At 65.2% G+C, this 25,989-nt stretch carries 23 protein-coding genes; 9 read left to right on the top strand and 14 right to left on the bottom strand.

All coding sequences use genetic code 11. The annotated features are described in order from the left end of the window. Nucleotides 1-15 precede the first annotated feature (15 nt). Nucleotides 16-1,164, bottom strand: a complete 1,149-nt coding sequence (locus V9K91_RS08775; protein WP_068852230.1) for an SPFH domain-containing protein — start codon at nt 1,162-1,164, stop codon at nt 16-18. A 521-nt stretch (nt 1,165-1,685) separates the two neighbouring features. Here V9K91_RS08775 and V9K91_RS08770 point away from each other — a divergent pair. Together V9K91_RS08770 and V9K91_RS08765 are read left to right on the top strand one after the other, a co-directional pair. Beyond that, a complete protein-coding gene (locus V9K91_RS08770; RefSeq protein ID WP_336443057.1) occupies nt 1,686-1,943 on the top strand; it encodes a hypothetical protein in 258 nt (85 codons plus the stop codon). A 269-nt stretch (nt 1,944-2,212) separates the two neighbouring features. Next, the gene (locus tag V9K91_RS08765; protein ID WP_336443056.1) at nt 2,213-2,533 is read left to right on the top strand and encodes a hypothetical protein; all 321 of its coding nucleotides are present in this window, start codon (nt 2,213-2,215) and stop codon (nt 2,531-2,533) included. Between the two features lie 406 nt (nt 2,534-2,939). Here the strand turns inward: V9K91_RS08765 and V9K91_RS08760 are convergent, their stop codons facing one another. Next, nucleotides 2,940-3,215 carry a hypothetical protein gene (locus V9K91_RS08760; RefSeq protein WP_336443055.1) on the bottom strand — a complete coding sequence of 92 codons (276 nt, stop codon included), beginning with the start codon at nt 3,213-3,215 and terminating at the stop codon, nt 2,940-2,942. A gap of 150 nt (nt 3,216-3,365) precedes the next feature. Between V9K91_RS08760 and V9K91_RS08755 the strand changes: the two genes are divergently transcribed. After that, complete coding sequence (locus V9K91_RS08755; protein WP_336443054.1) at nt 3,366-3,680, top strand: hypothetical protein; 315 nt, start codon at nt 3,366-3,368, stop codon at nt 3,678-3,680. Here the strand turns inward: V9K91_RS08755 and V9K91_RS08750 are convergent. Beyond that, nucleotides 3,647-4,858: a diguanylate cyclase gene (locus tag V9K91_RS08750; RefSeq protein ID WP_336443053.1), complete on the bottom strand. Its 1,212-nt coding sequence runs from the start codon at nt 4,856-4,858 to the stop codon at nt 3,647-3,649. The two genes, V9K91_RS08755 and V9K91_RS08750, sit on opposite strands and share 34 nt — an antisense overlap. 156 nt (nt 4,859-5,014) lie before the next feature. Here V9K91_RS08750 and V9K91_RS08745 point away from each other — a divergent pair, with 156 nt between their 5' ends. Further along, entirely contained in the window at nt 5,015-7,060 is a 2,046-nt protein-coding gene (locus tag V9K91_RS08745; protein ID WP_336443052.1) for a TonB-dependent receptor, read from the top strand. Between the two features lie 4 nt (nt 7,061-7,064). Here the strand turns inward: V9K91_RS08745 and V9K91_RS08740 are convergent, their stop codons facing one another. The 5 genes from V9K91_RS08740 to V9K91_RS08720 all read right to left on the bottom strand — a co-directional run bounded on the left by V9K91_RS08740 (nt 7,065) and on the right by V9K91_RS08720 (nt 14,929). Beyond that, complete coding sequence (locus V9K91_RS08740) at nt 7,065-9,113, bottom strand: TonB-dependent receptor (protein WP_336443051.1); 2,049 nt, start codon at nt 9,111-9,113, stop codon at nt 7,065-7,067. 152 nt (nt 9,114-9,265) lie between these two features. Then, nucleotides 9,266-10,831, bottom strand: a complete 1,566-nt coding sequence (locus tag V9K91_RS08735) for an SDR family oxidoreductase (protein ID WP_336443196.1) — start codon at nt 10,829-10,831, stop codon at nt 9,266-9,268. 182 nt (nt 10,832-11,013) lie between these two features. Continuing rightward, nucleotides 11,014-12,399, bottom strand: a complete 1,386-nt coding sequence (locus tag V9K91_RS08730; RefSeq protein ID WP_336443050.1) for a c-type cytochrome — start codon at nt 12,397-12,399, stop codon at nt 11,014-11,016. Nucleotides 12,400-12,409: 10 nt separating this feature from the next. Beyond that, nucleotides 12,410-14,185 (bottom strand): GMC family oxidoreductase, encoded by a 1,776-nt coding sequence (locus tag V9K91_RS08725; RefSeq protein WP_068852209.1) that lies wholly within the window; start codon nt 14,183-14,185, stop codon nt 12,410-12,412. Between the two features lie 3 nt (nt 14,186-14,188). After that, nucleotides 14,189-14,929, bottom strand: a complete 741-nt coding sequence (locus tag V9K91_RS08720) for a gluconate 2-dehydrogenase subunit 3 family protein (protein ID WP_068852207.1) — start codon at nt 14,927-14,929, stop codon at nt 14,189-14,191. A 181-nt stretch (nt 14,930-15,110) separates the two neighbouring features. Between V9K91_RS08720 and V9K91_RS08715 the strand changes: the two genes are divergently transcribed. After that, nucleotides 15,111-16,052: a LysR family transcriptional regulator gene (locus V9K91_RS08715; RefSeq protein WP_208856097.1), complete on the top strand. Its 942-nt coding sequence runs from the start codon at nt 15,111-15,113 to the stop codon at nt 16,050-16,052. Here V9K91_RS08715 and V9K91_RS08710 read toward each other — a convergent pair. Continuing rightward, nucleotides 16,049-17,560: a DUF1254 domain-containing protein gene (locus V9K91_RS08710; RefSeq protein ID WP_336443049.1), complete on the bottom strand. Its 1,512-nt coding sequence runs from the start codon at nt 17,558-17,560 to the stop codon at nt 16,049-16,051. The genes V9K91_RS08715 and V9K91_RS08710 overlap by 4 nt on opposite strands. A gap of 105 nt (nt 17,561-17,665) precedes the next feature. Continuing rightward, on the bottom strand, nt 17,666-18,796 hold the full coding sequence (locus tag V9K91_RS08705) for a DUF3667 domain-containing protein (RefSeq protein ID WP_336443048.1): 1,131 nt from the start codon (nt 18,794-18,796) through the stop codon (nt 17,666-17,668). Nucleotides 18,797-18,968: 172 nt separating this feature from the next. On the opposite strand from V9K91_RS08705, the gene V9K91_RS08700 reads away from it, so the two are divergent. Together V9K91_RS08700 and V9K91_RS08695 are read left to right on the top strand one after the other, a co-directional pair. Continuing rightward, complete coding sequence (locus V9K91_RS08700; RefSeq protein ID WP_306988551.1) at nt 18,969-19,136, top strand: hypothetical protein; 168 nt, start codon at nt 18,969-18,971, stop codon at nt 19,134-19,136. A 98-nt stretch (nt 19,137-19,234) separates the two neighbouring features. Beyond that, nucleotides 19,235-19,567 carry a hypothetical protein gene (locus V9K91_RS08695; protein ID WP_336443047.1) on the top strand — a complete coding sequence of 111 codons (333 nt, stop codon included), beginning with the start codon at nt 19,235-19,237 and terminating at the stop codon, nt 19,565-19,567. Here V9K91_RS08695 and V9K91_RS08690 read toward each other — a convergent pair. Both V9K91_RS08690 and V9K91_RS08685 read right to left on the bottom strand, forming a co-directional pair. Beyond that, the gene (locus tag V9K91_RS08690; RefSeq protein ID WP_336443046.1) at nt 19,482-20,609 is read right to left on the bottom strand and encodes a hypothetical protein; all 1,128 of its coding nucleotides are present in this window, start codon (nt 20,607-20,609) and stop codon (nt 19,482-19,484) included. The genes V9K91_RS08695 and V9K91_RS08690 overlap by 86 nt on opposite strands. Before the next feature lie 5 nt (nt 20,610-20,614). Further along, entirely contained in the window at nt 20,615-22,036 is a 1,422-nt protein-coding gene (locus tag V9K91_RS08685) for an FAD-containing oxidoreductase (protein ID WP_336443045.1), read from the bottom strand. Between the two features lie 112 nt (nt 22,037-22,148). On the opposite strand from V9K91_RS08685, the gene V9K91_RS08680 reads away from it, so the two are divergent. After that, on the top strand, nt 22,149-23,123 hold the full coding sequence (locus tag V9K91_RS08680) for an alpha/beta hydrolase-fold protein (protein WP_336443044.1): 975 nt from the start codon (nt 22,149-22,151) through the stop codon (nt 23,121-23,123). Nucleotides 23,124-23,145: 22 nt separating this feature from the next. Here V9K91_RS08680 and V9K91_RS08675 read toward each other — a convergent pair whose 3' ends face one another. Both V9K91_RS08675 and V9K91_RS08670 read right to left on the bottom strand, forming a co-directional pair. After that, complete coding sequence (locus tag V9K91_RS08675; protein ID WP_095364077.1) at nt 23,146-23,475, bottom strand: YegP family protein; 330 nt, start codon at nt 23,473-23,475, stop codon at nt 23,146-23,148. A 94-nt stretch (nt 23,476-23,569) separates the two neighbouring features. Continuing rightward, nucleotides 23,570-24,016, bottom strand: a complete 447-nt coding sequence (locus V9K91_RS08670) for a hypothetical protein (RefSeq protein ID WP_095364078.1) — start codon at nt 24,014-24,016, stop codon at nt 23,570-23,572. Nucleotides 24,017-24,310: 294 nt separating this feature from the next. Here V9K91_RS08670 and V9K91_RS08665 point away from each other — a divergent pair, with 294 nt between their 5' ends. Continuing rightward, the gene (locus V9K91_RS08665; RefSeq protein ID WP_095364079.1) at nt 24,311-25,966 is read left to right on the top strand and encodes an acetolactate synthase large subunit; all 1,656 of its coding nucleotides are present in this window, start codon (nt 24,311-24,313) and stop codon (nt 25,964-25,966) included. Nucleotides 25,967-25,989: the final 23 nt, after the last annotated feature.

Here is a 25,989-nt window from a genome sequence, read left to right as displayed (position 1 = left end):
TATCGTGTGTCCGCCTTACAGACCCAGTGCCTTGGCCTTGAGCGCGTTGTAGTCGTCCTGGGTGATCAGGCCGAGGTCCAGCATCTCCTTGGCCTTCTGCAGCTTGGCCACCGGGTCATCGGCCGCAGGGGCCGCCGGGGCGACCGGCTGCTGCATGGCGCCGGCGCCGAACATGCCGGTCGCCATGCCCACACCGACCAGGCCTGCCGCGCCGCCATTCTCACCGGCCGACTGGATGCCCTGGGCCACGCTGGCCTGCAGGTTGGAATTGCCACGCCCACCCGACAGCGCATCGGCGCGCTGCACCGTCTTGAGCAGCTCGCGGGTGTTGGCGTCGTATTCAATGGAAACGATGGCGGTCTTGACGATGGCCAGGCCACGGTCGGACTTCCACTGGTAGCCCTGCTCAACCGCCGCCGACAGGCTCTGGGCAAAGCCCAGCGAATCCTGCTGCAGCTTGGTGATGCGGTTGCCCTTGCCGGGATCGTTCGTGTACAGGCTGAATGCCGGCGCGAGCGAGCCAACGACTTCATTGAACAGCTGGCTGGCCGCGGCGTTGTCCAGGTCGGTGAAGTCGAACACCTTGCCCGGCTGCAGGTAGCTGGCCGGCACGAAGTTCTTCACGAACAGGATCGGGTCGACGATCTTCAGCGTGTACGAGCCACGGGTGACCGCGCCGACCTGGGTGTTGAGGAAGCCGTCGTCCCAGTAGATTTCCGACTGGGTGCCGAAGCGGTTGTCCGGCAGCTCCTTCAGCGAGACAAAGAACGCCGCCTGCTGGCCGCCCGGCTGGCCGCCGAACTTGAAGCGCTCCCAGCTCTGCTTGATCAGCGGGGTGACGATCCCGTCGCCGGCGAAGATCGACTGCGAGTTGAGGTCATCCGACCGCCACTCATAGCCACCCGGTTCGGCGACGAAGCCGGTGATGGCCCCGTCCTGGAACAGCAGAAGGCCGTAGCCTTCGGGCACTACGATCTTCGACCCGTTGGTGATGATGTTGGAGGAGCCGCTGGTATTGGAGCCGCGCCCGGCATTGGTGCCCTGCGGCACGGCGGCGAACAGCGCCGCGGTGGCCGGCAGGCCCGCCGGTACGGTGTAGAAGTCCTTCCACTGGTCGGCCAGCACGCCGCCTACTGCACCTTTCACTGCCTGGATGAGACCCATGACCCGCTCCCTGTGATCCAACGACGGGCGGGGTGCCCGTCACGATGGATGAACTATAGCAGCGGGGCACGGCCGGGGGATGGGCGTTTCCGGCAGGCGCGGCCTCAGGGGCTAAACCTTTTAGCGCAACGCTGGATGTCCCCACAAGGGGACGGCTCGGAGCTCGGTGAAACCATCGATGGTGGAGGCAGTTCAGAGGAATCAATACGGCCCCATATCAAAGGAGGCTGCAGCGAAGAGTCGATCTGAATTCGGTCGATTTAAGGGCGACCTCATGGCAGAGTGGGAGCGCGACACCGGCCAGGTATGGCCAACCTATTCGCAGCCAGTAATCAGCAAATCCGGGGAAGTCAGCAGAAGAGTTGGTCAGCACTATGAAGCCCATCACGTCATAGAGCTTGGTTATGGAGGGCCGAATGAAGGGTGGAATACTCACCCGGCGAGGTACCCTGATCAACATCAGGCGGCCATCCACAGGTCAGGGTCGCTTGGCAGAGATCTATTCGTAAGGCGAGGCGAGAATGACTGATTACGGGCGATTGAACGATATTCAAGGCATAGACGCTTTGTTGAAGAGGCTTGTCTTCGTTTCGAGCGAGAAGGCAGTATCGTTGCGGGAACAGCATCCCGGGTTGCCAGAAGACTATGTTGAGTTCCTTTTGCGTATCGGTGCCCGGGTTGTTGAAGTTGACACAGAAGACCCGACAGCAGTCGACGTAGCACCTGACTTCGCGACATTCATCGCGCAGAAGTTTAGTGAGATTGCGTCTTGGCAGTAAATTCAGGTGTCGGTTGGGTCTCGAACAGGCGGCGGTAACGCGCTTCGCTCTGCGCCAGTGCATCCACGGCGGAGCGTTGTTCCGTGACGTCCTGGATGGCGCCGATCAAGCGTGCGCCGGTCGCGTCCTCAACGCACTTTCCTAAGATATGCAACCAGCTGCGTTCGCCAGCAGCGGTGATGGCGCGAAGCTTCAGGTCGATGGCCGAGCCATCGGTGACGCCTTCCTCTAAATGAACAGTAGGCGCAAGTCATAATGGTGAGGTAACAATGGCCGGTTCTATCGTGTTTGGAGAAGGTAATTCAGTAGGGCTGAGTACGTTTCAGTTCAATCGTATAGCCGATATCATTCGGGATGCATTTTTGCCGGGGGAGGAGGATCTTTGTGCGGAAGTCTTCAGCCCTTTTGACGAAGGCGCAATGAACTTTATTTCTGCAGTGCTACTGCCCGCTGATCAATACTTGATCTTCTGTAGTGTAATTGAGCGAGCTTATTCCGCGAGCAAGGAAAGTGGGCACGCATTGATTGGCGAGTTGTTTTGGGTAAGAATATTCAGTGCGATGGTGCTCGATCCGAGATATCCGAAGTAGCGGCCTTGGATGGGGTTTTATTTGGCGATGGAAGCCCACTCTCTGGGCGCGTGATGGACAGGATGGAGAATCAATAAGATGACTGACGTGGTAGTTCCTGCGTTCCAGACGTTTGAATCAGCGCTCGCTGAATTTATGAAGGATGGCTCTGTTTCTACGGTTCGTTGCGAGCGATGCGATGGGTTGATTGAGATCACTGCGCCGAATCAGTCCGCAATGTTCATGAGATGCAGTTGCGGTGCCTACAACGATACTTTGCGCGGACTTTGAGGTAATCCAGAATGTGGCTAGGGGTTGCTGCCGACGCAATCCATGAACTGCGGGAATGGCCGTCAGCCGCTGCCCGGAAGGTAAGGCGCGCGGCGCTGGCGGGACTAAAGATGGCGTTGTCGCAGTGCTGAATGGCTTATGGCAAATCGCACTTCATCTTACCGTCGACGTAATACGGCTTGGGCACGTTCGGGTTCTCGCTGGTCTTCTCGAAGACCACCTCAAAGGAGGTTGCATCCGGCGTGCCCTTGCGCTCGGTGCAGGCGTCCTGCAGCTTCTTCTTGACCGCGGCGATGCCCGCGTCGCGGTTGGCGCCGTCGGCGCTGTTGGTCAGGTTGGCGACCTCCGCGAAGGCAAGGGAACTCATGCCCAGCAGGCATCCGGCAAGAACGGCAGCGTGCAGCTTCTTCATTGCGACTCCTTTGCAGTGTTCGATTGCTTCCCTCGATCAAGCCGAGCGGAACGATTGATGCGCCGGGCGTTGTTCCTGTAGCGCGCTGCTAGGATAAGCAAGGCAGGTTAAGACTTCGTGGTCGGTACTGGACGGAAGGAGTGATGCAGGATGCTCATCGGGGTGACGGCGTGGTTGCTGGTGCTGGCGGCGGCATTCTTCGCGATGGTTGGAGCCGCGCCGTTCGGTGGCGGCGTGTTCTTCCCGATCATCTCGTTGCCGGCGGCCGCGTTCTTTGCATGGCGCGGAACGGTGGTGGCGCCGCTGCTGGTCGTCGTCCTGGCGTGGATCGGCTTCCGTATCTCGGTCATCCCGCGCGAAGAGATCTTTGATGGGTGGGGATTGCCTGCATGGCTGGCGCTGTGGGTTGCGGTCCTGGTCGTGGGGCTGTTTCAGTCCGGTCGTTCGCGGCGGCGGCGCTCGTAAAGCTTCATGTCCGCGCGGTTGATGGTGTCGGCGACGGTTTCGGAGGGGCGGCTGATGGCGCAGCCGCCTGAGAAGCGGACCGGTGCGAGGTGGGCGCGCGCCTGGTAGGTCTCTTCCAGTACCTGCAGCCGCTCCATCCTGGCGCCGGGTACGAACACCAGGAACTCATCGCCGCCCAGCCGTACCACCACCTCGTTTTCTTCCAGCGGGCTGGAAAGGAACGCCACGAACTCGACCAGCACCGAGTCGCCGTGCGCATGCCCCTGGGTGTCGTTGATTTCCTTGAAGTGGTCCAGGTCGAACACCAGGCAGCCCCACGCTTCCAGTTGCTGCTGCGCGAGTTCTGCCAGGTAGCGCCGGTTGAACGAGCGGGTCAGCGGATCGCGGATCGCCATCTCCAGCAGCTGGCGCTCCTGCAGGTGCTGGGTGGTGATGTCCTGCGCGTGGCCCAGCACGTACGGCGGGTCAGCTTCGGTGTCGAGCACGTTGTGGTACGCCCAATAGCGGCGTGAGCCATCGTCGGCCACCAGCTCCATCAGGCCGGAGTCGCTCTGGTTCTCCGCGACGCGTTGCAGGTAGTACTGGAGCTGATCCTGGCGTTCCAGCGGAATGATCTCTGCCAATGAACGCCCCAGCAGCTCGGCTTCGGGGCGGCCCAGTGACAGCGAGGCCGCAGGATTCACGGACGTGATCTCCCCCGACAGCGTGTGCGTGCAGATCAGGCCCAGGCTGTGCTGGAACAGGCGGCGGTAACGCGCTTCGCTCTGCGCCAGTGCATCCACGGCGGAGCGTTGTTCCGTGACGTCCTGGATCGCGCCGATCAAGCGAGCGCCGGTCGCGTCCCCAACGCGCTTTCCTACGATATGCAACCAGCTGCGTTCGCCAGCAGCGGTGATGGCGCGAACCGTCAAGTCGATGGGCGAGCCATCGGCGGCACATGCGGCGATCGCTGCCTCCAGCTGCTCTTGGCCCGGTTGCGGGTAGAAAGACAGGGCGGCACCCACATTCGGATCGAAGTCCTCGGGTACGCCATGGATCAAATGGGTCTCACGGGTCCAGGACAGCGTATTGGTGTCCAGCGCCAGCTCCCAGCCGCCCACCTTGGCCAGTGTATTGGTCTGCTCCAGGAAGGCTTGGCTTCTCAGCAACTCCTGGTGCAGGCGTGCACGTTCGGTCATGGGTTCCTCCGCAGCATCTGCCGCCATCGTAGGCACCGGGCCGGAAGCGGTTGGTGAAGCTGCTGCAGAATTACGAGGATGTAATGTTATACTGTCACATTACGCGCCCAGGCCGGCATCAGGCCTCCCCTCCAGATCTGTGACGCCTTCCTCTAAATGAAACGCCTTGCCTTGGTGACGGCCGTCGCCGCCGTCGTTTTTGCCCCCGAATCCCGCGCCCAGTTGTCCGATTCCGCACTCACCCTCGGCAAGGTCGACGTGCACCAGCACACCGAAGGCCAGCTCACCGCCCACCAGGTGCTGACCTCCGTGGACGTGCTTGGCGCCGACCAGATCGAAGACAAGAACGTCTCGCACAGCTGGGAACTGCTCGGCCAGATGCCCGGCATCCAGCTCACCGAAACCCGCCAGGGCGCCGAATCGGGCAAGGTCAGCTTCCGCGCCTTCAATGGCGAGGGCTACCTCAATGCGATCAAGACGCTGATCGATGGCGTGCCCAGCAACGTCAACAGCGGCAACCAGCGCTTCATCGACATGCTGTTCCCGCTGGAAATCAGTTTCATCGAAGTGGTGCGTGGCACCAACGACCCGCGTTATGGCCTGCACAACATTGGCGGCAACGTGAACTTCGGCACGCGCCAGGGCGGCAACTACACAGATGGCCGGTTCGGCTACGGCAGCTACAACACCCGCGATGCGCAGTTGGCCATCGGCCGTGAGAGCAACGGGTTTGCGCAGAACTACTTCGTCGGCACCCAGGCCTCGGACGGGTACCGTGACCATGACAGCTCACGCAAGTACGCCATCGGTGGCAAATGGTTCTACGGAAACCTGGACGACGGCATGCGCATTGGCCTCACCGCACGCGCATACCACCACGAAGCCGATGAACCGGGCTTCATGACGGCTGAAGAACTGCGGACAGACCGCCGCGGCTCACAGCTGCGCAACGCCAATGATGGCGACGACCGCGACATGCGCCAGATCGGCGTGCACATGGAACTCAAGCTGGCCGACACCCTGTTCCTGGGCAGCAAGATGTACTACAACCGCTACGAAGACGACCGCCGGGTGACCTTCAGCGACCTGCGCACCGGCAATGCGCCGCGCCAGCGCCGCGTGTGGGACGAAAAGCAGACGGGCATGCTCACCACGCTGACCTGGCAGCCCGGCGCCACGCTTACGCTGGAAGGCGGGGTAAATGTCGAGCACCAGGACAACGGCTACATCCGCGAGCGTTTCAGCTATGCCGAGCCCACCGACTTCAGCGCCACCCCCGCACGCGTGCAGAACGACGACCGCCACACCTTCGACAACTACGGCGCGTATGTGCAGGCGATCTACCAGCCCATCGAGGCGCTGAAGATCGTGCCGGCCTACCGGGTGGACCGTTTTGATGGTGACACCCGCCTGCCGGGCGGCATCACCGGCCCGCTGCAGCGCTACGGCACCATCGAGCAGCCCAAGCTGAGCGTGGTCTATGCCTTCACTGACAGCACCAACGTCTACGCCAACTGGGGCCGGACCTTCCAGGTGCTGACCGGCTCCACCGCGCCGGCTTACCTCACGGCGGGGCAGGGCGCCATGAGCCCGTCCACCAACACCGGCATGGAGCTGGGCATGAAGTTCAGCCCGTTCGCCGGCAGCCAGGCGCGCATCGCGGTATGGCAGCAGGATGCGGCCAACGAGGTCTCCAACATGCCCGCCACCGGCACCACCGTGACCCTGGGCAAGACCCGCCGCCGTGGCGTGGATGCGCAGATCAGCGCGCAGGTGGGCGAGAAGTGGACGGTATGGGCGTCCCACGCGTACCAGGAGGCGAAGATCGAGCGCGATGGTCGCGATGCCAGCGTGTCGCTGGAGGGCCGCGAAGTCGCCGCCACCCCACGTTACATCAGCAACATCGGCCTGGATTACCAGGTCACTGAAGCACTGCAGCTCGGCCTGCAGGGCAGGGCACAGGGTGACTACTACCTGGAAGAGCGCAACGTGGCCGGCAAGTACGGCGGTTTCGCCGTGCTCGACCTGAGTGCCCGCTATGACATCAACCCTCGTTGGAGCGTGGATGTGCAGATGAAGAACGCCACCGACCGGAAGTACGACTATGCGTGGTACGACAGCTTCTTCTGGGAGCAACCGCAGCCGATGTTCTCACCGGCTGCGGGGCGTTCGCTCCATATCGCCTTCAACATGAAGCTCTGATGGATCAGAACCGCGCCGTGGCACCGACGAAGAAGGTGCGCGCACCGCCGTCGTAGTTGTTGCCTTCGTCGATGGTGGAGACGTCGCCGGCGTTCAGCACGCCTGCGCGGAGGGTCAGGTTCTCGTTGACGTTGAACCCGGTCACCAGGTCCCATGTGGTGTACGCCTTGGCAAACGTGGAGCTGGTGCTGGAGACCAGCTGTTCGCCGATGTGCTGCGCGCTCAGGTTCAACGACCACGCTTCGGTCACCTGCCAGTCCAGCGAGGTGTTTGCGGTGATCTTCGGCACCACCAGCAGGTTCGCGCCGGTGGTGCGGTTCTTGGATTCCAGCATGCGGGTGGCGTTGGTGGTCCAGCTCAGGCGCTCGTGCAGGGGCACGGTGACGCTGGCTTCCACGCCGCGGGTGCGCGCCTTCTGGATGTTCTGCGCCACCGTCCACCAGAAACCGTTGACGAAGCTGGAGTCGTAGCCGGCAATCTCACGCAGCGGCACCTGTTCGATCTTGTCGTCGAAATCGGTGAGGAAGTAGGTGGCCGAGGCCGACCAGCCGCCGCGGTCGAAGCCGACGCCCAGCTCGTAGTTGGTGCTGGTTTCCGGTTCCAGATTCGGGTTGCCGGCCATGTAGCAGCCGGTGGTGCCATCGGCGCTGACCGAGCGGTTGGTCCAGCCTTCGACGGTGAGGCTGCGGCAGCCGTTGCCGCCGGACTGGGTGGCGGCACCGGCGCTGCCCTGCTTCAGGTTCGGCGCACGGAAGCCCTGGGATACGCCACCGCGCACGGTCCAGTCATCGGACGGGTGCCACACGCCGTAGATGCGCGGGCTCAGGTTGTCGTCGTAGTTTTCGGTGTTGTCCCAGCGCAGGCCCAGGGTGAGCGTGAAGCGCTCATGCAGGGTGATGTGGTCTTCGGCGAACAGCGCCCACGAATCGGCCTCGTTGGTCGGGCTGATCCGGCCGCTGCCGCTCCAGGTCACGGGCACGGTGCCGATGGTGTCGGTGTTCTGCAGTTCTTCGCGCTTCCACTGGCCACCCACGTTCAAGCGGTGCTCGAAGCCCAGGTGGAAACCGGTGGCGAACGCGGTATCGAACACGGTTTCCTTGGCGTGGTTGCCCACCGGGCTGCCCTTGTCCTCGTAATCGTTCTGGGTCAGGGTGGATTTCGAGGTGCTGGCATCGCCATAGCGGCCGTCATGGGTCACGACGTAGCCGGTATGCACCAGCTTGGACAGGCCCCATGCGCCGACATCGCCACCCCCACTGTTGCGCTGCACGCCATGGACGGCTTCGAAGCCCATGGTGTGGTCGCCGTTGATCGTCCAGTTGAGCAGCGCGTTGGCGTTCTCGGCCTTGGTGCCCGGCGTCTGGCCACGGCCACGATCGGATTCGCGATCGGTCACGTTGGCGCCGATGCGCAGGCCCAGGTTTTCCGTGAGCGGGCCACTGAACAGCGCGCCCATCTGGGTGGTGTTGCCGCGCGTGGACGAATCGGGCTTGCTGTAGTTGAAGGTGACCGAGCCACCCCATTCCGGGGCGATCTTGCGGGTGATGATGTTGATCACCCCGCCCATGGCGTCGGAGCCGTACAGCGACGACATCGGGCCACGCACCACTTCGATGCGTTCGATCATGTCCGGCGACAGCCAGTTCAGATCCTGCGGGCCCAGGTCATCGCGATAGTTCACGCCGGAGGAATTGCCCTGGCGGCGGCCGTCGATGAGGATCAGCGTGTACTGCTCGGGCAGGCCACGCAGGCGGATCTTCGACTGCGCACCAGACAGCGCGTAGCCACCGGTCACGCCCGGCACCGTGCTGAGCAGTTGGCCGATGCTGGTCACCGGCTTGCGCTCGATTTCCTGGCGGGTGATCACGCTGATGCTGGCCGGGGCGTCCTTGATCCACTGCTGGGCACCGGTGGCGGTGACCACCACGGTGTCCATGTTCTTGGCATCGCCCGCGGCATCACCGGCCGCATGGGCCTGGGCGGAGAGGACGATCGTGATCGCGGCGGCCAGAACGGCGGCGGCGTGGGCGGAAAGGGGAGAGGAAACGTGCATCGAGCAAACTCCTGAGTAAGAGGGTCCGCTGGCGATGGCTGGGACGTCCGTGTGCGTTGTTCAAACAACTTTAACAATCGTATCACGAAGCATTCGCATCAGATACATTGCGACATGAAGCCGCCAGCATCCTGCCGGCGCCTTTGCGCGCCTCACCAATCGGTGGGCGCGTAATCCTTCAGGAACTGGCCCCACACGTGCTCACCCGTGTTGAAGCCGTGGATGATCGGGTCGACGATGCGCGCGGCGCCATCAACGATGTCCAGCGGCGGATGGAAGCGTTCTTCCTCCACCTTGCGCGCGGCGATCTCTGCCGGATCCTCGTCGGTGACCCAGCCGGTATCCACGGAATTCATGTGGATGCCGTCGTTCTGGTAATCCGCCGCCGAGGTGCGCGTCATCATGTTCAACGCGGCCTTGGCCATGTTGGTATGCGGGTGGCGGGTGGTCTTGAAGTTGCGGTAGAACTGCCCCTCCATCGCCGACACGTTGACGATGTGCTTGTCGCGCTCGGGCGAACGCAGCATCAGCGGCTTCAGGCGCGCGTTGATGATGAAGGGTGCGATGGCGTTGACCAGCTGGGTTTCCAGCAGCTCCACCGACGGCACTTCGGCCATCAGCAGGCGCCACGAATTGCGCCCGCGCAGGTCCACCTGCTGCAGGTCCTGGTCCAGCCGGCCTTCGGGGAACAGGTGCTGCTGGCCCAGCAGTTCGTCGGCCAGCAACGGCACCTGCGAGAGTTCGGCGGCGCGGGTCAGGCCATCGGCCCCTACCAGTGCCTGCTCCTGCAGCGATGGCACGTTGGCATCCGAACCCAGGCCCAGCATCTCTGGGCTGCGCAGCCCTTCGTACTGGCCCACCAGCTTGCGGATCGTTTCCGGCAGGTCGTGCAGGGCGGCGGTTTCGCCGGCCATCATGTGCGCGTAGAACTGCGGCGGGCGGCGCACGGTCTGGCAGGCGTTGTTGATGATGAAGTCCAGCCGCGTGCGGGTGGCCAGCAGCTCGTTGCAGAACGCTTCCACGCTGGGGGTGTGGCGCAGGTCCAGGCCGTACACCTGCAGGCGGTGGCCCCATTCGGCGAAGTCGGGCTCTTCGGCATAACGTGCCGCCGAATCGCGCGGGAAGCGCGTGGTCACGATCAGTTCGGCGCCGGCGCGCAGCAGCTTCAGGCCCGCCTGGTAGCCGATCTTGACCCGGCCGCCGGTGAGCAGCGCCACGCGGCCGCGCAGGTCGGCGGTTTCGGTGCGCTTGATGAAGTTCAGCTCGGCGCAGGCCGGGCACATCTGGTCGTAGAAATGATGCAGCTGGGTGAACTTCTGCTTGCACACATAGCAGTGGCGCAATTCCGGCGAATGCACCGGCTCGGGCGTGGCGTCTGCGTTCTCACCGTTGTGCGCGTCATGCAGGCCGGCTTTGTGCGGCGGGAAGTAGTTCGGCGTGCTGAACACCGGCTTGCGGCGCAGGGTGCGGATGCCGGTCTGTTCCAGCAACGCCTCGGCCTTGCGCACCTTTTCCTGGTGGCGAACCTTGGCCTGCTGCTTGAGCATCGCCCGGCGTGCCTTGGGTTCGGGGTGGTAGACCTTCGCCACGACCTGGTGGAAACGCACGCGGTCGTCCTCCGGCAGCGTATCCAGCACGGCGCGGTCGGCCTCGATCGCCTCCAGCAGGTCCAGCGCGGCGCGCAGGCGGTCGGTCAGGGGCAGCTCGTCCTGGGGCAGGGCGTCGGCGGGAGAAGAAGCGATGGCGTTCACGTTGGATCCGGAGGTAGCGGCGGGAGGGCGGCCGGCAAGGCCGTCAACCGCGGGGGAGCGGCCCCTGCCATTCCAGGGCAGGGGCGCTCGGAGGGCCGCTATTCTCCCCGATCCGGGGGTTTCGTGCAGGCGGGGCCTGAACCGCCGGGTTATTCCGCGTCTTCGCCGCCACGGGCGGCGGTCGGGTCGTGCGCGGCCTTGGCCGCCTTGGCCTCGTCCTGCAGGTGCTGGCGGACCTTTTTGGCCTGGTCAGCGGTCACCGCGCCGGCCTTGTTGCCGAAGTCCTGGCGGATGAAGGTCGCCAGCTGCGCGATCTCGGTGTCCGACAGGCGCTCGGCGAACCCGGGCATGCCCAGGTTTGACGGACGCACGGCGGTGGACGGCAGTTCGCTGCCGGCCAGCAGCAGGCGGATCACCGAGGTCGGATCATCGGCCAGCACGGTCGGGTTGCCGGCGATGGCCGGGAACACGTTGGTGTAGCCCTTGGCATCGGTGCGGTGGCAGGCGGCGCAGTTGTCGACGAACAGCTCGGCACCGCGGCTGTCGTTGATGCCGGTCTGCAGCTTGCGCGCGGTGGCATCGCTGGCGGTGTACGCAGAAGGATCATGCGCACTGGCCGGCAGCTGCTTGAGGTACACGGCGATCGCCCTCAGATCCTCGTCGGTGAGCTTCTGCGTGCTGTGCCTGACCACGTCCGCCATCGGCGTGCCCACCACCGCGCTGTGCGCGTTGCGGGCGGTGCGCAGCGTGTCCACGATGTCCTGCTCGGACCAGCGGCCCAGGCCATCGGCCGCGTTGCCGCGCAGGTTCACCGCGTTCCAGCCGTCAATCACCTGGCCGCCGGAGAGATACGCCGTGCCCGATTCGTCCAGTGCCTTTTCCTGCAGCGCGAAGCCACGCGGCGTGTGGCAGCTGCCGCAGTGGCCCAGGCCCTGTACCAGGTAGGCACCGCGTGCCAGCTGCGGGTCGCTGTAGTGGTTCGGATCAAATGCCACCGCTTCCGCGTCGGGGGCGAAGGTCTTGCGCCAGATCGCCAGCGGCCAGCGCATCGACAGCGGCCAGGTGATGTCCACGCCCCGGTTTTCCTGATGCACCGGCGCGATATCGCCGTGCAGGAAGTAGGCGTGCAGCGCCCGTACATCGTCATCGGTGATGCGCGCGTAGGAGGGGTACGGCATAGCCGGGTACAGCGTGCGGCCGTCGGGGGCGATGCCGTGCCGCACCGCGCGGTCGAAGTCGTCCAGCGAGTATGCGCCGATGCCGGTTTCCTTGTCCGGGGTGATGTTGGTGCTGTAGATGTTGCCCAGCGGCGAGGCCACCGGCAGCCCGCCGGCGAACGGCTTGCCGCCCGGTTTGGTGTGGCAGGCGGTGCAGTCACCGGCCGCGGCCAGGTAGCGCCCGCGCTCGATCAGCGCCGCATCGGCGGTCGGCCCATCAGCAAGTACCCGGGTTTTGGTGGGAATGAAGGCATAGGCCAGCGCGGCCAGCAGCACGACCAGGCCGATCACCACGATCCAGAGAAGAAGCTTTTTCATGCGCGCCTCCTCAAGCCTGGACCAGGGGGCCCGGATCGGGCAGGTACTTCTCGCGGATGGCCTTGGCCGCCCAGTACGCCAGCCCGCCCACCAGTCCGGTGGGGTTGTAGCCGTTGTTCTGCGGGAAGGCGTTGGCGCCGATCACGAACACATTCGGCACGTCCCAGCTCTGCAGGTAGCGATTCAACGCCGAGGTCTTGGGGTCTGCGCCCATGATCGCGCCGCCGCAGGTGTGCGTGCTCTGGTACTTGGTGATGTTGTAGTGCTCGCCGTTCTTCTTGGCGTCACCACTCATCGACAGCGGATTGAGCGTGCGGCTCATCTGCATGGCCTGGTCCACGAAGAACTGCGATGCCTTGATCTCGTTGGGGTGCCAATCGAAGGTCATGCGCAGCAGCGGGCGGCCGAAGGAGTCCTTGTAGTTCGGGTCCAAGCTCAGGTAGTGCTGCCGGTAGGACATGCACGCGCCCTGCACCTCGTAATAGAAGTTGTGGCGGAAGTTGTCGGCCGCCGCCTTCTTCCATGCCGCGCCCCAGTTCGGCGTGCCTGACGGCACGTTGATGCCACGCACCGGGCCGGCGCCGGGCTGCCGCGCCCAGACCAGGCCGCCGCCGACGAAGCCGGCCTTGGCGTTGTCCAGCTGGTTGCCGTTGAGGTCGTCCATGGTGGTGCCCGCGCCCCCGATGCCGATGAAGCCGTTGGCCTGCACGTCCTTGTCGAAGAACAGCACCACCCGGTTGAGGTTCTGGTAGGAGTAGTTGCGCCCCACGGTGCCGGTGTTGGTCTGCGGGTCGTAGGCTTCACCGATGCCGGAGACCAGCATCAGGTGCACGTTGTAGAGCTGGAAGGCGCACAGCAGCACCATGTCGGCCGGCTGGTCCACTTCACGGCCCTGCGCATCCAGGTAGGTCACGCCGGTAGCCTTGGCCTTGGTGCTGTCCAGGTTCACCCGCAGCACCTGCGAATGCGTGCGCAGCTCGAACTTCGGGCGCTGGCGCAGCACCGGCAGGATGCAGGCGTTCGGGCTGGCCTTGGAGTAGTTGAGGCAGCCGTAGTCGCTGCAGAAACCACACGCATTGCACGGGCCCAGCTGGCAGCCGTACGGGTTCACATACGGGCCGGACGCGTTCGAGGCCGGAATCGGGTAGGGGTGCCAGCCCATTTCCTTGGCCGCCTTATAGAACTGCTCGCCGCCCAGGTAGTTCGGGTTGGGGCCCAGCGGATACTCGCCCGAGCGTGAGCCTTCGAACGGATTGCCGCCTTGCTGCACTACGCCGTTGATCACGCCGGCCTTGCCGGAGGTACCGCATACCAGCTCGAACATGTTCAGATGCGGCTCCAGTTCGGCGTAGGTGACCGGGAAATCCTGGATGGTCATGTCCGCCGGGATGAAGTTCTTGCCGTAGCGCTCTTCCACGTTGGTGCGCAGGATCAGGTCTTCCGGCAGCGGCCGGAAGTGCGCGCCGGACCAGTGGCTGCCCGCGCCGCCCACGCCGGTGCCCGGCTTGAACGAGCCCATCTGCCGGTAGGGCACGGCGGTATCGGCCAATGTGTGCCGCACCGTCACCGTTTCCTGGTTCAGGCTCTGCAGGTACTTGCGGTGCACCGAGCCTTCGAGCTCGTCCACCACCTTCGGGTAGGCGAAATCAGGCTGGGTATCGCGGTCGCCGCCACGTTCCAGCGCCACCACGTGCAGGCCGGCATCGGTAAGTTCCTTGGCCAGGATCGCCCCGGTCCAGCCCATGCCGACGATGACCGCATCCACTTTCGGTTTCGTGATTGCCATGCCTCAGCCCCTCCGCCCGGCCAGATCCACCGGCGGCAGGGGGTAGGCCTTGTCGCGGACGCTGATCCAGTCTATGTAGTCCGCGCGCATGCCTGGGTAACCGATCATCTTCCAGGCGGCCATATCCTTGTTGGCGCCGTACTTGGGATCAGCGAAGTAGCCGTTTTTCACTTCGCCCAGCAGGTTGGAGAAGAACAGCTTGCTGGAGATCGCCTCCAGCTCCAGCTTGCCGCCCTCGGCCGCCTTGAGCAGGGTTTCCTGCTGTTCGTGGCTCAGCTGGGCGAAGGTCTTGCCATCGAACTGGTTGCGGCAGTGCGCATCGAAGGCATCGATGCCGACCTTCAGGATGTCACGCAGGGCCAGCTTGCCCTGGTAGCCGAACTCGCTGGGTGCCTCCAGGAAGGGACCCTGCATGTACCAGATGGCGCCGGCCGCGTAGGGGGTCTGCATGTGGCGGTCGAGGAACTCGGGCACGCCAGATTCCACCGCGCCGGGGCCGGTTTCATCGGAGGGGATCAAGCGGTCGCAGGCGGCGGTGATGAACGCCCACTCGGCCGCGTTGAAGAATTCGGGGGTGTAGTCCTTGGCGGCCGGGGTAGCCGGGGTGCCGCTCCCGGTGCCGTTCCCGGTGGGGGTGCCGGGGGCGCAGCCGGGCAGGGCGGCGGCGACGGGGAGCAGGGTAAGGCCCTGGAAGAAGCGGCGACGGGTCAGCGTCGGCCGGTTCTGGTCGGCATCATCTTTCATTGTGTGGCTACCTGGCGGGTGGCTGGGGCTGAGCATGGCGCGGGTCCTGTCGCGGCAGCGTGCTCGCCGAATGCGGCCGGCCTTTCCACGGCAGGCATGAATGCGACCATTGTGTGGATGTGCGACTGTTTCCGTAATGGCAATATGGGAAAGGAACTCTTGCCAAACTGGAAACATCGGCGTGATCGACGACCTCAACGAGCTGCGCACCTTCGACCGCATCGTGCATGGCGGCAGCCTGTCCGCCGCCGCGCGCGACCTGGGCATCTCGCTCGCCGTGGTCAGCAAGCGGCTCACCGCGCTGGAGCGGCGCGTGCAGGTGCGGCTGTTGAACCGCAGCACGCGACGCGCCTCGCTCACCGACGAGGGCAGCCTGTTCCACCTGCACTGCCGCCGCGTGCTGGATGCGGTGGAAGCGGCCGAGGCGGCGCTGGAGCAGCGCCAGGACGTGGTGGCCGGCGTGCTCAAGCTCACCGCGCCCAATGGATTCGGACGCCGTCATGTGGTGCCGGCGGTGCGCAGCTTCCAGCAGGCGCATCCCGGGGTGCGCGTGCACCTGTCGCTGCGCGATGAGCTGGTGGACCTGGTCGGTGAAGGCGTGGAGCTGGCGCTGCGCTATGGCGCGCTGGACGATTCCCGCCTGGTGGCGCGCGAGCTGGCGCCGAACCGGCGCATCCTCTGCGCCTCCCCGGAATACCTGCGCCGGCGCGGCACGCCACTGAGCATCGACGACCTGCACGGCCACGATCTGATCGCCTCGGGCAGCCCGCCGGTATCGCAATGGGTGTTCGCGCAGCCCGGCGGCACCATCGCGTTTCCATTGGACGCCAGTACGCTCTGCGACGATGGCGAGGCGGCGCAGATCCTGGCCGTGCAGGGCGCCGGCATCGCCCGCAAGTCGATCTGGGACGTGGCCGATGACCTCGACGCCGGGCGCCTGAAAGAAGTGCTGCCCAACTGCGCGCTTGCGACCTCGCCGTTGAGTGCCGTGTACGCGCCCGGGAAGCAGGTCGCACCCCGGGTCCGTGCATTCCTTGGCCACATGGTGCAGCAGCTGCAGCAGTCGGCCGGCTGGCGGCATGCCAACCGGACGATGCCCGCCATTGCACTGACCGGGAGTTAATCGGCCTTGCGCTCAACCGGCGTCAATGCCGGTTTCTGCCAGCTGCGGTCCAGCACGGCCTGGCCAGGGCTGTAGTTGCGCAGGATCACGTAGAACGGTCCGGCCGGCGCCGGCAGCCAGTTGGATTCCTTGTCCTTGCCGGGCGACGCCTGCTGGATGTACAGGGTCAGGCCGCCATCGGCATCCCGCTTGAGCGTGGGCAGCATGGCCGAGTTGATCAGGTAGCGGTCCAGCGGGTTGAGCACCAGCAGCTTGCTCTTGCCGTCGTACAGGGTGACCGACCAGAACGCGTTGGTCGGCGGCAGCTGGTCCTTGGCGAAGCGCAGCACGTAGTCGTGCTGGCTGCCGTCGGCGGGCCTGCCCTGCGCATCCACGAAGTAACTCTGGTAGTCGGCCTCTGAAGCGGAGTTGCCGTAGATGCCCAGCTTGGCGCCGGCAAAACGGTACAGGTAGTTGTCCTTCAGCGCCGCGCGGGTGCCGAACATGTCCGCACTGGAAACCTTCTCGGTGTTTATCTCACTGGCGACGAACTGCTCCAGCGCTTGGTTTGCATCTGCGATGCCTGCGGTGATGGCCTCTCGGTCGGCCGGCGGCAGCGCGGCTGCATCGAAGGGCTTGCCTGCCTCAATGCCGATGCCCGCGAACCGTTGGCGAAGCGCGGTTTCGCTGTCCACGGTGGGCGCGAACTGCAGCAGGAAGTTGAGGTAGGAGAAGAAGCCCAGGCCATTGGCCTGTTCCGGGTCATACGGCGGGAAGGTGATCGCCGGGGCCGGCCGCGGCGCCGGCGTGCCCAGGAACGCGCTCAGCGGCTGCACCTTGTACTGCGCCTGCAGGTGCTTGACGTTGTCCAGGTCCGACGGCGAAAACAACTGGGTGCGGAACAGGCCATAGGCCAGCTGGGTTTCGGCGCGGAACACCTCGCGCACGCCCTTGGGTGTTTCGCCCTTCCAGTCCGGCCCGGCGACCATGAACACGCTGGCCTTGCCGTCGGTCGCGGCGCGGTTGATGTAGGCGAAGTTGTAGGTATACAGGTCGATCAGCTGCACGGAGAAGTAGCGCTTGGCATCGATCGCCGGCACGCTGATGACCAGCGGTTCGGCGCGCAGGTCCATCCACAGGAACGAATACGGCGTGTCCGAGTTGGGCGTGATGATCGAGGTGTCCTTCGGGGTGGCCACCTGGGCGACGTTGCCGATCTGGTTGAAGCCGGCGTGGAAGTTCGCACCCTTGGCATCCACGGCCTGCTGGTACATGGATTTGTAGCCTTCCACGATCGGGTAGCCCCAGATGTAGGCATCCTTGGCGGTCGCGCGCAGCTCGCTGACGCGGGTGGCATCAGCCGCGGCCGGGGCGGCGGGCTGCGCTGCCGAGGCAGGGTCGGGCGCTGGGGCGGCGCTTTCCGGTTCACGCTTGCCGCAGGCGACCAGCGCGAACACGCTGATCAACAGGGCGGCCAGCCGGAGGCCGGCAAGGAACGGTGAGCGAGCCTGGTTACGGGGCATGGCCATATTGTTCGCCTCCTGCGGCAAGGGATGCGGAGAGCATGACGGCGCGCTCATCCGCACTCCACCGAAATAGGTGCAGGCCGGCTGGGTAAAACTACTTAGCCCGGATCAGACCCGGGCAAGGCTGGCAATGGCGAGAATGACGGTCGCGGTGGTGACCACGGTGAAGTACAGCCATCCCAGCGCGACGAACTTGAGCGTGGTCACCAGCCGGGATTGTGCGTACACCCGCCGTTGCATCAGCCAGAGATACAGCGGCATCCACAGCAGCAGTGCCGTGATCAGCAGGCCGATGACAACCCCCGCGCCAGGCACGGCGGCAAGCTGCCCACCCAGCATCGACAGCAGCAGGATCCCCAGCAGCGCCACGCACAGGAACGCGTGGCTGTACAACGCCACCACCAGGTGCTCCAGGTACAGCCTTCCACTGCCCAGGTAGAACACCTTCAGCAGCACGGCAAACAACGGCACCAGCACGAACAGCGCCGAAGGCACCGAGCCGAAGAACGCGTTGACCAGCAGTTGCGGCCGTTCGCTGATGCGGGGCAGGTTCTTGCGGATGATCTCGGCCTGGCCGGTCAGCCAGCGGTTGGCGAACCCGGGCAGGAAACCGATCTCGACCGGGTCTGACTTCTGTGTCGCCATGTCCTGCACGGTGAACGGTTTGGCGGCGACGGGCTTGCGCGCGGACGCGACCGGTGGATGCTCCTTCAGTTCGCGCTCGCGCTTTGCGGCCTGCCTGTCCACCTTGGCAATGGCACTGTCGATCGGCGCGCGAAGGGACGCGGGCATCGCCTCACGCGATTGCTGCAACGGCGCCAGCAGCGCGCGGCGGACCTGCTGGACCTCGTCGTGGGTGGTGGCATCACGGAACGCACCCGGCACTTCCGGCGGGCGGGGCGTCTGGCTTACCAGGGCACCTGCATCCACATGCACCGCCAGCCGCGCCACGAAGAAGGTCAGCACGCTGAGGATCACGAACAGGCGAATCGGCGGGATGTAGCGGGTGCGGTGCCCGGCCAGGTAGGCGGCCGCCAAGCGGCCGGGCAGCAGCAGCTGGTGCAGGGTGCGGAAGATGCGCCCGTCCAGGTGCCAGAATGATTCGAACACCTCTTCCACCGCGTGCCCGAAACTGCGCACCGGGCTGTGGGCGGACTGGCCGCATTCATGGCAGAAATCGCCCTGCAGCGGGGTGCTGCAGTTCTCGCAGGCGGCAGGGTGGGCAAGGGCGGAGTGCATCAGTGCGCGGAGCCGGGCAGGAAAGGCGCCTACGATAGTGGGGGCGGGGTACCGGTGCCAGTGCCGGCCTGCATCGATGGCCCACGGGGCGGGCCGGACCGCGGAGTCCGGTTCACGGTCACGTTGCTCTACCCGAAGTAGAGTCGGCTCACCCCCTTACGGAACGCCGACCATGCCACTGACCGACAAGCAACTTGCCATTCTGCGTGCCATCGAGGCGACCGATCCTGTGTCAACCGACGATGCCACCTGGGCCGTCGCCGAAGGTCTGGCGGTGCAGGCCGAAGACAGCGACATCGACCTGACCCCTGCTGGCAAGGACGCATTGGGTGAGGTGTAGTACGAGCACGCCTTTCGCGTGCACTGCATGCCGGCTGCACGCGCGCTCCACACCGCGCTGCCTACAGTGGCTGCCATTCCCCCGACGGCGCCCATAGCGTGAACCTGCAGACCTCCATGCCCCTCCCGCTTCCGCGCCGCCCGCTGCCGGACAGCTGCCAGTTCGAACTGCTGGATGTGAACGCGCTGCAGGACCCGTGCAGCGGGCGCATCGTGCACCTGTACTCGATGGTGGCGCGTTGCCTGTCGTGCGAGGTGGTGTTCAAGGCGCAGGAAGGCGAGGGCTTTGTCAGCACCTCGGCCGCACGCGTGCTGCGCTGCCCCTCGGGTTGCGGCCAGCAATCGCTCAGGGGCGCCGCGCTTCGCCAGTGGGGCGCGCAGGCAACGAGGGGCTTTGAATCGACACCGCTTCCACAATCTGTTCCGGCGTAAACGCGCAATGTCCTTCGCCGATGGGCGGTAGCGTCCTCGGCTGGGGCGTCGCGCTAGCCTTGGCGGCAAGTGCCGGGTAGACCGGCTCGAAGCGGGGCGTCACGGAAGGGTCGTTGAGGTTGTACTGCAGCAGCAGCGGCCGGCGCAGCGCGCCGGTCAGGCGCAGGTCGCGGTCAAGCTTGGCCTTCGCCTCGGGATCTGCGGCAATGCGCCGGACGCCGGCGTTGAACGCCTTGTCATCGCCAAAGCCGGCATACACCGTGTCCTTGTTGCTGACCGGAATGCCGCCGCTGATCTTCACCAGCTGCTGGAACACCAGGGCATGCAGGCTGAGGGTGCCAGCCAGCTCATCCACCTTCAGTTCCAGGCGTTTTGCCAGTACTGCAGCTGCCTCCGGGCGGGACTGCACGGCAGCGGTGATCGCGTCGACCATCTCTCCCTGCGGCAACGTCGCAGCGGCAGGCGAGCTCAACCCACCCTCGGGCAGGCCGTTGGCGCCAGGGAAGAAGTACTCGAACGCCACCAGCGAGGTGAGCACTTCGGCGGCCAGCACATCGCCGGGCAGGTTGGCGCCGCACATCGAGATGCCACCGCTGTAGTGCTCCGGCATCCGCTCCAACGTACCGATCGCCACCGCGCCCCCCATCGAAAAGCCCAGGATCCAGCTGCGTTTCGTGTCTGGATGGCGGGCCACGAACTGCGCGCGCAGCCGCTCAAGGTCATCGATGGCCCCGCGCACGGCCCAGCCCTGGTCGGCGTACCCACTCTGCGCCACCGCGTAGCCGGCCTTGACCAGCGCCTCGCTCCACGGGTTGCCCGGCCAGGGGTCCGGGCGCGGCGTTCCGACCGGCTCGAAGCCATGGGCGTACATCACCAGTTCGCCGTTCCAGTGGGCCGGCACGTCGATGCGCCAGGGGGCCCCCTGCAGCGTGCCCGTTTCGCTGTGGGTTTCCGGCGTTACCGGGGCCTTGGCCCAGCTCGGCGGAAGGAGCAGGGCGGTGCACAACCCCAGGCACAGCGAGACGGTCGCAGCAGTACGCATCCAGATCATCCTCGGTCAGGTGCCGGCGCAAGATCGACCAGCAGCGTGGGAATCAATTCGGAAACCGTGGGGTGGATCGGCACCGCCCAGCGCAGCTCATCCAGCGGCCGGTCGGCACTGATCATGTCGAGGATGCCGTGGATGGCCTCATCGCCGCCAGTGCCAAGGATCGCCGCACCCAGGATCCGCCGGGTTTCGGCATCGGCCACCACCTTCATGAAGCCCTTGGACTCCCCTTTTTCCACCGCACGGCCGACGCGGGTCATGGGCCGCCTGGAGAACAGCAGGGGGCGGCCGGACTTCATCGCCTCGGCCTCGGACATGCCCGCACGGCCCAGCGGCGGGTCGATGTACAGCGCGTAGCCGCGCACCCGGCTGCTGACCCGGCGGTCCTCGCCATCCAGCAGGTTGGCGGCGACGATCTCGAAGTCGTTATAGGCGGTATGGGTGAACGCCCCACGGCCATTGCAGTCACCCAGCGCCCACACACCGGGGGCTGAGGTCTGCAGGTGGTCATCCACCGTAATGTACCCACGTTCGTCCCGCTCAATGCCGGCGGTGTCCAGGCCCAGGTCGTCCGTATTGGGGCGGCGCCCGATCGCCATCAGGACGTGGCTGCCGACCACGCGCGCGTCCTTGCCGCCGGCCTGGAAGGAAACGGCGATGTCATCGTCCATGCGCTCGAACGCGATCCTGTCCGCGCCGGTATGCACCTCGATGCCCTCATCCTCCAGGATGCCGCGTACCGCCTCCGATACATCGGCGTCCTCACGCGCGATCAAGCGCTCACCCCGCTCGATGATCGTCACCTGCGCGCCGAAGCGCCGGTACATCTGTGCGAACTCCAGCCCGATGTAGCTGCCGCCCACCACCACCAGATGGGCGGGCAGGGCATCCAGCGCCACGATGCTGCTGTTGGTCAGGTAGGGTACGTTCTGCAGGCCGGGCATCTCCGGCACCGCTGCACGCCCGCCCACGTTGATGAAGATCCGCGGCGCGGTGAGACGCTCGCCGTTGACCACGATGGCGCCGGGCCCATCGAAGCGGGCGTGGCCACGGATCAGCTCCACGTTGGCCATCCCGGCAAGCCAGTCTTCATTGCCCTTGCGCGAATCCATGATCACTTTGCGGGCACGGGCCTCGACCACGGTCATATCCACGCTGACCGGGCCGGCGCTGAAGCCGTACTCAGCACCACGCCGCGCCATCTGTGCGGCATAGGCGCTGGCCACCAGCGTCTTGGTCGGCTTGCAGCCAGTGTTGACGCAGGTGCCGCCCACCAGGTGACGCTCGATGATGGCCACGCGCATACCGGCCGCGTCCAGCCGCCCGGCCAGTGATGGCCCCGCCTGGCCGGTGCCGATGATGATGGCATCGAAGGCGCGGGCGGCAGCAGCGGGACCCTGCGCGGAAGAGGGGTTCGACATGGGAAGACCCTTGTTGTGTGTACCAATGGCCATTCAATACACTCGTTGGCGTGAGCGCCACGCAGACCCAGCATCGCGGATTGGCGTTCTGGACGATTTTGTCTGCAACATCATGGAGAGAGCGTTGAACAAACTGGTTACAGGCGTGCTGCTTGCACTGATTCTCACCGGGTGTGCCAAGACGCCTGAGGCCCCGGACTCCAAGTCGCTCGCCGAAGCGCCGTTGGCGGCGCCACCGATACCGGCCAAGGCTTCGGCCCTGGGCGGCCAGCGTGGCGAAGGCGCGCCTTATGAAGTGGTGGGAAGCGAAGTCTGGAATGTTCCCGACCCGGTTTCCGGGCGGACGTACCAGGTGTTCGTTGCGCTGCCGGCGTCCTATGCCGACAGCCCGGAGCGCAGATACCCGGTCCTCTATGTCACCGATGCCGACTACGCGTTTCCGTTGGCGCGGCAGATCGGCCGGCGATTGAACGTGGAAGGCCCCAAGCTGGAAGAGTTCATCCTGGTGGGCCTGTCCTATTCGGTGGGTGACGAAGGCATGCCCAGCCGCCGCCGCGATTACACCCCGACACCCAACGGCCCCAGCAGCGCACCGACCAACGCGGTGCATGGGGGGGGCGCTCCTTACATCACCTACCTGCGGGAGCAGGCACTGCCGTTCGTCGCCAGCCGCTACCGCACCGACGAAAGCCGGCGCCTGCTGCTGGGCCATTCCTACGGCGCGTTGCTGGGCAGCCAGATCCTGTTTACCGACCCGGGCATGTTTGCGGGCTATATCATGGGCAGCCCATCGTTCTGGTACGACCGCAATGTCATGTCGCGGTTCGAGAAGGACTACGCAGGCAGCCACAACGATCTGAAGGCATCGGTGTACATGTATGTCGGCGAGCGCGAAACGCCGGCCTTCGGCAACGACGCGGACATGGTGGCCGATGCGAAGAACATGCAGGCCGCGCTGCGCGCGCACAACTACCCGTCACTGCGCCTGAAGCTCGATGTGCTCAACGACGAGGACCACCTGAGCGTGGCCCCGCGCGGGTTGACGCACGGGCTGAAGTACCTGCTCGGCAAGCAGCCGGGAGGCTGACGGGATCACCGCCTGTGGAGGGTCAGGTCTGATCGTCCACAGGCGCCGCAGGGGCATTCGCCTTCACCGATTCAATCCCGCCATCGCGTGCGGTCGCGGTCGAGTAGCGCTCGCTGGTGCCGATCACCTCACCATTTCCTGCCTTGAGGTTGAACATCGGTTCGCCGTTGCTGGCGTTCTTGCGCTCGTAGCGACTGTCGGCCGGCGAATTTTTCCGCACCGATTCAATGCCGTTCTGCGCGCTCTGCTTGGTGGTGTAGCGTTCGCTGTGCAGGATGGGCTCGCCATTGCCTGCCTTGAGCACGAAAAGGAACTGGGGGCCGGAGCGGGTCAACAGAAACTTGGCAGCCATGGGACCTCCACCTGTCTCGCCAGGAATGGCGCAGGCAATGTGTTGCATGCGCTGGCGGGTGTCTATCCTGAAACCGACGTCCGCGCTTGGCCGCTCACTCGCGGCGAAGCTTGATGTCCACGTCGCGTGCCGTGTTCGAGATCAGCTGCAGCCCGAAGTCGCCGGTGCCATGCCGGGCCTTCACGAGCACATCCTCCCCATCGTCGGTCTCCACATGGAAGCCTTTGCCCAGCGCGACGCCCAGCGCATCACGCGCCGACTTGGCGATGTGGTTTTCCGATTGGCCATCCAGCACCGCCACGTCCACCTGCAGCGGTGGTGCATCTTTTGGCCAGACCCGGAAGCGGATCGTGCCATCGGACTTGGCCCGCTCGTCAAACGCGATCCGCCACTTGTTCGAGGCGCGTGGGCGTTCCGTTTCGGCCGCCGCTACCGTGGTCGGCGCGCCAGCCGGTGCCTGTGCGAACGCGAGGCAGGGGATGGCCAGCGTCAAGATGCCCGCCGCGCGCAGCAGGGCGAGGCGTAGGGAGGAGGATTTCATTGTCATGCTCCAGAAGGATGGCGAGAGCCACGCGGCCGACAGAGCGGATTTTCCGATCAACCGATTGCTATTGCATGCGTGTCAATGCGTAGCGAGACCCAGTAAAACTACGGCTGGCTGACCGCCCCCCGGCAGCTTGCGCCAGAACAACCCCCCGGCCATGGACCGCACCGTCCTGCTAGCTGAGGCTGTCATTCAGACGGCCGTACACGGCCGCGGGCGTATAGTCGATCCACACTACGTTTCCCCATGGCACCGAACTCTCCGGAGTTCATCACCGCAAGGATCGACGCAATGCCCAAGGGCTCAGACCTGCTGGTCGCCGCACTCGAAAACGAAGGCGTGGACCGCATCTTCGGCGTTCCGGGCGAGGAAAACCTCGACTTCCTGGAATCCCTTCGCAACTCCAGCATCGAGCTGGTCCTCACCCGGCACGAACAGGCGGCCGCCTTCATGGCCGCCACCCACGGCCGCCTCACCGGCAGGCCGGGCGTCTGCCTGGCCACCCTCGGCCCCGGCGCCCTGAACTTCTCCACGGGCGCGGCCTATGCCCACCTGGGCGCCTGGCCGATGATCCTGATCACCGGCCAGAAGGCGGTGATGAGCGCCAAGCAGGCCCGGTTCCAGATCGTGGATATCGTGGCCTCGATGAAGCCGCTCACGAAAATGACGCGACAGATCGTCAGCGCAGCGGCGATCCCGGCTACCGTGCGGGATGCCTTCCGCGTGGCCATGGAAGAGCGGCCCGGACCGGTCCATCTGGAGCTGCCGGAGGATATCGCCGGCGAGGAAGTGGAAGACGTTCCAGTCATTCCGGTCCACCCGCTGGAGCGCCCCATCGCCCACGCCGCCGCGCTCGACCGGGCCGCGGAAGCGATCCTGGCCGCCAAGCGGCCGCTGGTGATGATCGGCGCGGCCTGCAGTCGCCCGTGGCTGACTGAATCGCTCTCCACGTTCGTGGCGCGCACCCGGCTGCCGTTCTTCAACACCCAGATGGGCAAGGGCGCGGTGACCGGCGGCTCCAACCTGTATATGGGTACCGCCGCGCTTTCCGAAGGCGACTACGTCCACGAGGCCGTGGCGCGCGCCGACCTGATCATCGCCATCGGCCACGACACCGTTGAGAAGCCCCCGTTCCTGATGAAGGGCAAGGGCGGGCCCAAGGTCATCCATGTCGGCTTCCAGTCCGCCACGGTCGAACAGGTCTACCACCCGGATATCGAGGTGATCGGAGACATCGGCGCCACCGTGGATGGCCTCGCCGAGCGGCTGGAAGGCAAGGTGTCCGAAGACCAGGGCATGGTCGACCTGCGCCAGAAGATCCTGTCGCGCCTCAACGACCGTGCCGAGGAGGACCGCTTCCCGGTCACCCCGCAGCGGTTGGTGCACGACGTGCGTGAAGCCATGCCGGAAGACGGCATCGTCTGTCTCGACAACGGCATGTACAAGATCTGGTTCGCCCGCAATTACCGCACCCACGTGGCCAACACCTTGCTGCTGGATAACGCCCTGGCGACCATGGGCGCGGGCCTGCCGTCGGCAATGATGGCCTCGATGCTGTACCCCAACCGGCGCGTGCTGGCCGTGTGCGGCGATGGCGGCTTCATGATGAACTCGCAGGAGATGGAAACCGCCGTGCGGCTGGGCCTGAACCTGGTGGTGATCATCCTCAATGACAGCGCCTACGGCATGATCCGCTGGAAGCAGGCGGTGGATGGTTTTGAAGATTTCGGCATGCGCTTTGGCAACCCGGATTTCGTGCGCTACGCAGAAGCCTACGGCGCCAAGGGCAGTCGGGTCACGTCCGTGGAAGAGCTCGTGCCCACGATCGAAGCCGCCTTTGCCGGCGGTGGCGTGCACCTGCTGGACGTGCCGATCGACTACTCCGAAAACACCCGCGTACTGGTCGACGAGCTGCGCAACCGCACCCCCGATGTGGGCTGTGCGTAACCGCCACCGTTGACCACTGAATA

The organism is Stenotrophomonas sp. CCNWLW57, from assembly GCF_037203925.1.
GTDB classification, from domain to species: Bacteria; Pseudomonadota; Gammaproteobacteria; order Xanthomonadales; family Xanthomonadaceae; genus Stenotrophomonas; species Stenotrophomonas rhizophila_A.
Note: the sequence above shows the minus strand (reverse complement) of the source record. Positions and strands in the feature narration are given on the sequence as shown.

Coding starts and splice junctions, on each gene's coding strand:
- V9K91_RS08775 (WP_068852230.1), bottom strand. CDS start 1,164: ATGGGTCTCATCCAGGCAGTGAAAGGTGCAGTAGGCGGCGTGCTGGCC.
- V9K91_RS08770 (WP_336443057.1), top strand. CDS start 1,686: ATGACTGATTACGGGCGATTGAACGATATTCAAGGCATAGACGCTTTG.
- V9K91_RS08765 (WP_336443056.1), top strand. CDS start 2,213: ATGGCCGGTTCTATCGTGTTTGGAGAAGGTAATTCAGTAGGGCTGAGT.
- V9K91_RS08760 (WP_336443055.1), bottom strand. CDS start 3,215: ATGAAGAAGCTGCACGCTGCCGTTCTTGCCGGATGCCTGCTGGGCATG.
- V9K91_RS08755 (WP_336443054.1), top strand. CDS start 3,366: ATGCTCATCGGGGTGACGGCGTGGTTGCTGGTGCTGGCGGCGGCATTC.
- V9K91_RS08750 (WP_336443053.1), bottom strand. CDS start 4,858: ATGACCGAACGTGCACGCCTGCACCAGGAGTTGCTGAGAAGCCAAGCC.
- V9K91_RS08745 (WP_336443052.1), top strand. CDS start 5,015: ATGAAACGCCTTGCCTTGGTGACGGCCGTCGCCGCCGTCGTTTTTGCC.
- V9K91_RS08740 (WP_336443051.1), bottom strand. CDS start 9,113: ATGCACGTTTCCTCTCCCCTTTCCGCCCACGCCGCCGCCGTTCTGGCC.
- V9K91_RS08730 (WP_336443050.1), bottom strand. CDS start 12,399: ATGAAAAAGCTTCTTCTCTGGATCGTGGTGATCGGCCTGGTCGTGCTG.
- V9K91_RS08725 (WP_068852209.1), bottom strand. CDS start 14,185: ATGGCAATCACGAAACCGAAAGTGGATGCGGTCATCGTCGGCATGGGC.
- V9K91_RS08720 (WP_068852207.1), bottom strand. CDS start 14,929: ATGAAAGATGATGCCGACCAGAACCGGCCGACGCTGACCCGTCGCCGC.
- V9K91_RS08710 (WP_336443049.1), bottom strand. CDS start 17,560: ATGGCCATGCCCCGTAACCAGGCTCGCTCACCGTTCCTTGCCGGCCTC.
- V9K91_RS08705 (WP_336443048.1), bottom strand. CDS start 18,796: ATGCACTCCGCCCTTGCCCACCCTGCCGCCTGCGAGAACTGCAGCACC.
- V9K91_RS08700 (WP_306988551.1), top strand. CDS start 18,969: ATGCCACTGACCGACAAGCAACTTGCCATTCTGCGTGCCATCGAGGCG.
- V9K91_RS08690 (WP_336443046.1), bottom strand. CDS start 20,609: ATGCGTACTGCTGCGACCGTCTCGCTGTGCCTGGGGTTGTGCACCGCC.
- V9K91_RS08685 (WP_336443045.1), bottom strand. CDS start 22,036: ATGTCGAACCCCTCTTCCGCGCAGGGTCCCGCTGCTGCCGCCCGCGCC.
- V9K91_RS08680 (WP_336443044.1), top strand. CDS start 22,149: ATGGAGAGAGCGTTGAACAAACTGGTTACAGGCGTGCTGCTTGCACTG.
- V9K91_RS08675 (WP_095364077.1), bottom strand. CDS start 23,475: ATGGCTGCCAAGTTTCTGTTGACCCGCTCCGGCCCCCAGTTCCTTTTC.
- V9K91_RS08670 (WP_095364078.1), bottom strand. CDS start 24,016: ATGAAATCCTCCTCCCTACGCCTCGCCCTGCTGCGCGCGGCGGGCATC.
- V9K91_RS08665 (WP_095364079.1), top strand. CDS start 24,311: ATGCCCAAGGGCTCAGACCTGCTGGTCGCCGCACTCGAAAACGAAGGC.